4 protein-coding genes and 1 pseudogene are annotated in these 3376 nt (G+C 75.9%); 3 read left to right on the top strand and 2 right to left on the bottom strand.

Annotation, left to right across the window (positions count from 1 at the left end):
* The 3 genes and pseudogenes from AB0C69_RS40145 to AB0C69_RS40135 form a co-directional block, all read left to right on the top strand.
* Positions 1 to 198: pseudogene (locus tag AB0C69_RS40145) on the top strand (ABC transporter permease); the annotation flags it as partial.
* Positions 199 to 223: 25 nt separating this feature from the next.
* Positions 224 to 1258 carry an ABC transporter ATP-binding protein gene (locus tag AB0C69_RS40140; RefSeq protein ID WP_360361636.1) on the top strand — a complete coding sequence of 345 codons (1035 nt, stop codon included), beginning with the start codon at positions 224 to 226 and terminating at the stop codon, positions 1256 to 1258.
* A complete protein-coding gene (locus AB0C69_RS40135; RefSeq protein WP_360361633.1) occupies positions 1255 to 2325 on the top strand; it encodes an oligopeptide/dipeptide ABC transporter ATP-binding protein in 1071 nt (356 codons plus the stop codon). The genes AB0C69_RS40140 and AB0C69_RS40135 overlap by 4 nt, the downstream gene beginning before the upstream one ends.
* On the opposite strand, the gene AB0C69_RS40130 is transcribed toward AB0C69_RS40135, so the two are convergent.
* Positions 2310 to 2717 carry a phosphomannose isomerase type II C-terminal cupin domain gene (locus tag AB0C69_RS40130; RefSeq protein ID WP_360361630.1) on the bottom strand — a complete coding sequence of 136 codons (408 nt, stop codon included), beginning with the start codon at positions 2715 to 2717 and terminating at the stop codon, positions 2310 to 2312. The two genes, AB0C69_RS40135 and AB0C69_RS40130, sit on opposite strands and share 16 nt — an antisense overlap.
* Positions 2714 to 3370 carry a TetR family transcriptional regulator gene (locus AB0C69_RS40125; RefSeq protein ID WP_179848736.1) on the bottom strand — a complete coding sequence of 219 codons (657 nt, stop codon included), beginning with the start codon at positions 3368 to 3370 and terminating at the stop codon, positions 2714 to 2716. Before AB0C69_RS40125 ends, AB0C69_RS40130 begins: the two co-directional genes overlap by 4 nt.
* Positions 3371 to 3376 lie beyond the last annotated feature (6 nt).

Raw genomic sequence — 3376 nt, 5'->3', positions numbered from 1 at the left:
TCGCTGAGCTTCCTCGGCCTCGGCATCCCGCCTGACCAGGCGTCGTGGGGCGCGACCGTCTCGGCGGGCCGCGACTACCTCGGCTCGGCCTGGTGGATCTCCACGATGCCGGCGATCGCGCTGGCCGCCGTCGTCACCGGCGTCGGCCTCGTGGGCGACGCCTTCCGCGACCTGTCCGACCCGCGCTCGCAGATCTGATGGCGCACATCCCATGGAGGCGCACATGACCGTTCCAGCCGTCGATCACGCGCACGCCCCGGCCTCTGGGGACGTGGCCGCGGAGCTGCGCGACGTGCACATCGGGTTCCGCTCCGGCCGGCAGGTCACGCCGGTCGTGCGGGGCGTCGACCTGCGGCTGCGGCGCGGCCGCGTCCTCGCCCTGGTCGGCGAGTCCGGCAGCGGCAAGAGCCTGACCTCGCTCGCGCTCATCGGGCTGCTGCCGCCCGGCGCGCAGATCACCTCCGGGGCCGTCGTCCTGGAGGGCGAGGACACGGGCGGCTTCTCGGCCCGGCGCTGGCGCGAGACCCGCGGCAGCCGCGTCGCGATGATCTTCCAGGACCCGATGGCGGCGCTGAACCCCGGCTTCGCCGTCGGCCCGCAGATCGCCGAGCCCTTCCGGCGGCGCCTCGGCCTCGGCCGGCGGGAGGCCCGGGAGCGGGCGGTCGCGCTGATGCGCGAGGTCGGCATCGCCTCCGCCGAGTCCCGCTACGGCGACCACCCGCACGAGTTCTCCGGCGGCATGCGGCAGCGCGCGGTGATCGCGATGGCGCTGGCGCTCGGCCCGTCGGTGCTGCTGGCCGACGAGCCGACCACCGCGCTCGACGTCACGGTGCAGGCGCAGATCCTGCGGCTGCTCGCGCGGCGGCAGCGCGAGGCCGACCTCGCGACGCTGCTGGTCTCGCACGACCTCGGCGTGGTGGCGCGGGTCGCGCAGGACGTCGCGGTGATGTACGCCGGGCGGATCGTGGAGCGGGGCCCGCTGGACGCCGTCTACACGCGCCCCGCCCACCCGTACACGCTCGGCCTGCTGGAGGCCGTGCCGGACGCCGGGTCCGGCGGCCGCCTCAAGCCGATCGACGGCGTCCCGCCGGACCCGCGGCACCGTCCCGGCGGCTGCGCGTTCCACCCGCGCTGCCCGTTCGCGACCGACCGGTGCCGCACCGAGGACCCGCCGCTCACCGGGGACGGCGACCGCGCCGTCGCCTGCCACCACTCCGCGGAGGTCGTCGCCTCCCAGCACAGCGAGGAGCCCCGATGACGGCCACCGCGCAGGACACCGAGGTCGTGCTCAGGGTCAGCGGCCTGGAGGCGGGGTACGAGCGCCCCGGCCGCCACGGGTTCGGACGGCGGCGGGTGCCCGTCGTCGCCGGGCTCGACCTGACCGTGCGGGCCGGGCGGACGCTGGGCGTCGTCGGCGAGTCGGGCTGCGGCAAGTCGACGCTGGCGCGGGCCGTGGTGGGGCTGCGCCCGGCGTTCGCCGGGTCGATCGAGTTCGCGGGCGCGGACCTGGCGTCCGTCCCGCCCCGCCGGCGCCGCCGCATGAGCCGCGACCTGCAGATGGTGTTCCAGGACCCCTACACGTCGCTGAACCCGAGGATGACCGTCGCCGACGTCGTCGCCGAGGGCTGGCGCGTCCACCCGGGGATCGTGCCGCGCGACCGGGAGGACGCCGAGGTCGCCCGGCTCCTCGACCTCGTGGGCCTCGCCCCCGAGCACGGCCCCCGGCACCTGCACCAGTTGTCGGGCGGCCAGTGCCAGCGCGTCGCGATCGCCCGCGCCCTGGCGCTGCGGCCGAAGCTCCTGGTGTGCGACGAGGCGGTGTCCGCGCTGGACGTGTCGGTCCGCGCGCAGATCCTCAACCTGCTGGCGGACCTGCAGTCCGAGCTGGGCGTGGCGTACCTGTTCATCTCCCACGACCTGGACGTCGTCCGGCACATCGCCCACGACGTCGCCGTCATGTACCTCGGCACGATCGTCGAGCAGGGGCCGGCCGCCGAGGTGTTCGGCGACCCGCAGCACCCCTACACGCGGGCGCTGCTGTCGGCGGCGCCGTCCGTCCGCGACCGGCCCGGCGACGACGCGGGTGAGATCGTGCTGCGCGGGGAGGTGCCGTCGGCGGCCGAGCCGCCCAGCGGATGCCGGTTCCGGACCCGGTGCTACATGGCCGCCGACGTCTGCGAGCGGGAGACGCCCGCGCTCGTCCCGCGGGACGGGCTGCCCCAGGCGGTGGCCTGCCACTTCGCCGACGGCGCCGGAACGACGGCCCCGCCCGCGCGGGAACGGGCGCCGGAGGGCGGGGGCCGCGAGGGTCAGGCGCGGCCGTAGGCGTCGTCGAGGCGCTCGATGTCGTCCTCGTCGAACCGGCCGAAGGCGATCTCCATGACGCGCACGGCCGGGCCGTCCGAGCCGAGCCGGTGGGTCTCCCCCGCGCGGATCAGCACCCGCTCCCCCACCTCCGGGAGGACGCGGCGCCCGGCCACCTCGAACACCGCGCCGGGGTCGAGCGCGACCCACAGCTCGTCGCGGTCGCGGTGCCGCTGGAGGCTCAGCCGCTGCCCCGGCTCCACGTGAATGATCTTCACGGTGGACGGCTCGTTGAGGGTGAAGCGCTCGAAGCGGCCCCAGGGCCGCCGCTCGGTCCGCACGTCCGGCGCGGGCCGCGGGTCACGGCGGGCCTGGGGCTGCGCGCCGGTCGGCACGTCGGTCTGCACGGTCACCTCGGGGATCGCGGGTCGTCGGGCGGGCGGGGGCCGCGGGCTTCGGACGCGGCGGCGGGAAGCCCGCCGAGGACGAGGTCGACGAGGCCGTCGACGACGGCCTCGCGCGGCACGTCGTCGGCGTGGTCCAGCCACCAGTCGCCGGCCGTCTGCACCATGCCGACGATCGCGTGGCCCCACACGTAGGCGCGGGTCCGGTCCGCCATCTCCCCCTCGGCGATCATCACCTCGGCCAGCTCCCGGCTCACGTCCCGGATCATGGTGCTCATCGCGCTGTGCGTGGCCGTGTCCTCGGCGCTCGCCCGGTGCATGAGGAACCGGTAGAGGTTGAGGTTCTTGGAGATCGTCGCCAGGTAGGTGTCGATGGTGGAGCGGGTGCGGTCGCGGATCGGGTCGCCGCGGGAGAACTCGTCCCGGATGCCCTCGATCAGCTTGCGCGTGTGCCGCTCGGCCAGCGCCTGGTAGAGGCCGCTCTTGTCGCCGAAGTGGCGGTACAGGATCGGCTTGCTGATCCCCGCCTCCGCGGCGATCGCGGCCATGGACGCCTCGGGCCCCTCGCGCTGGATGACCCGGTCGGCCGCCTCCAGCAGGGCACGGCGGCGGCCGGGGTCACGCCGTGGTCCGGGCCCCGGCCGGCCCGCCGCACTCGTCATGACAGC

This window comes from Actinomadura sp. NPDC048032 (assembly GCF_040653175.1).
In the GTDB taxonomy this organism is placed as follows: Bacteria; Actinomycetota; Actinomycetes; order Streptosporangiales; family Streptosporangiaceae; genus Spirillospora; species Spirillospora verrucosospora.
Note: the sequence above shows the minus strand (reverse complement) of the source record. Positions and strands in the feature narration are given on the sequence as shown.

Excerpts from the sequence above, each read along its gene's own strand:
- AB0C69_RS40125 (WP_179848736.1), bottom strand. The coding sequence starts at position 3,370 with ATGACGAGTGCGGCGGGCCGGCCGGGGCCCGGACCACGGCGTGACCCC.
- AB0C69_RS40140 (WP_360361636.1), top strand. The coding sequence starts at position 224 with ATGACCGTTCCAGCCGTCGATCACGCGCACGCCCCGGCCTCTGGGGAC.
- AB0C69_RS40135 (WP_360361633.1), top strand. The coding sequence starts at position 1,255 with ATGACGGCCACCGCGCAGGACACCGAGGTCGTGCTCAGGGTCAGCGGC.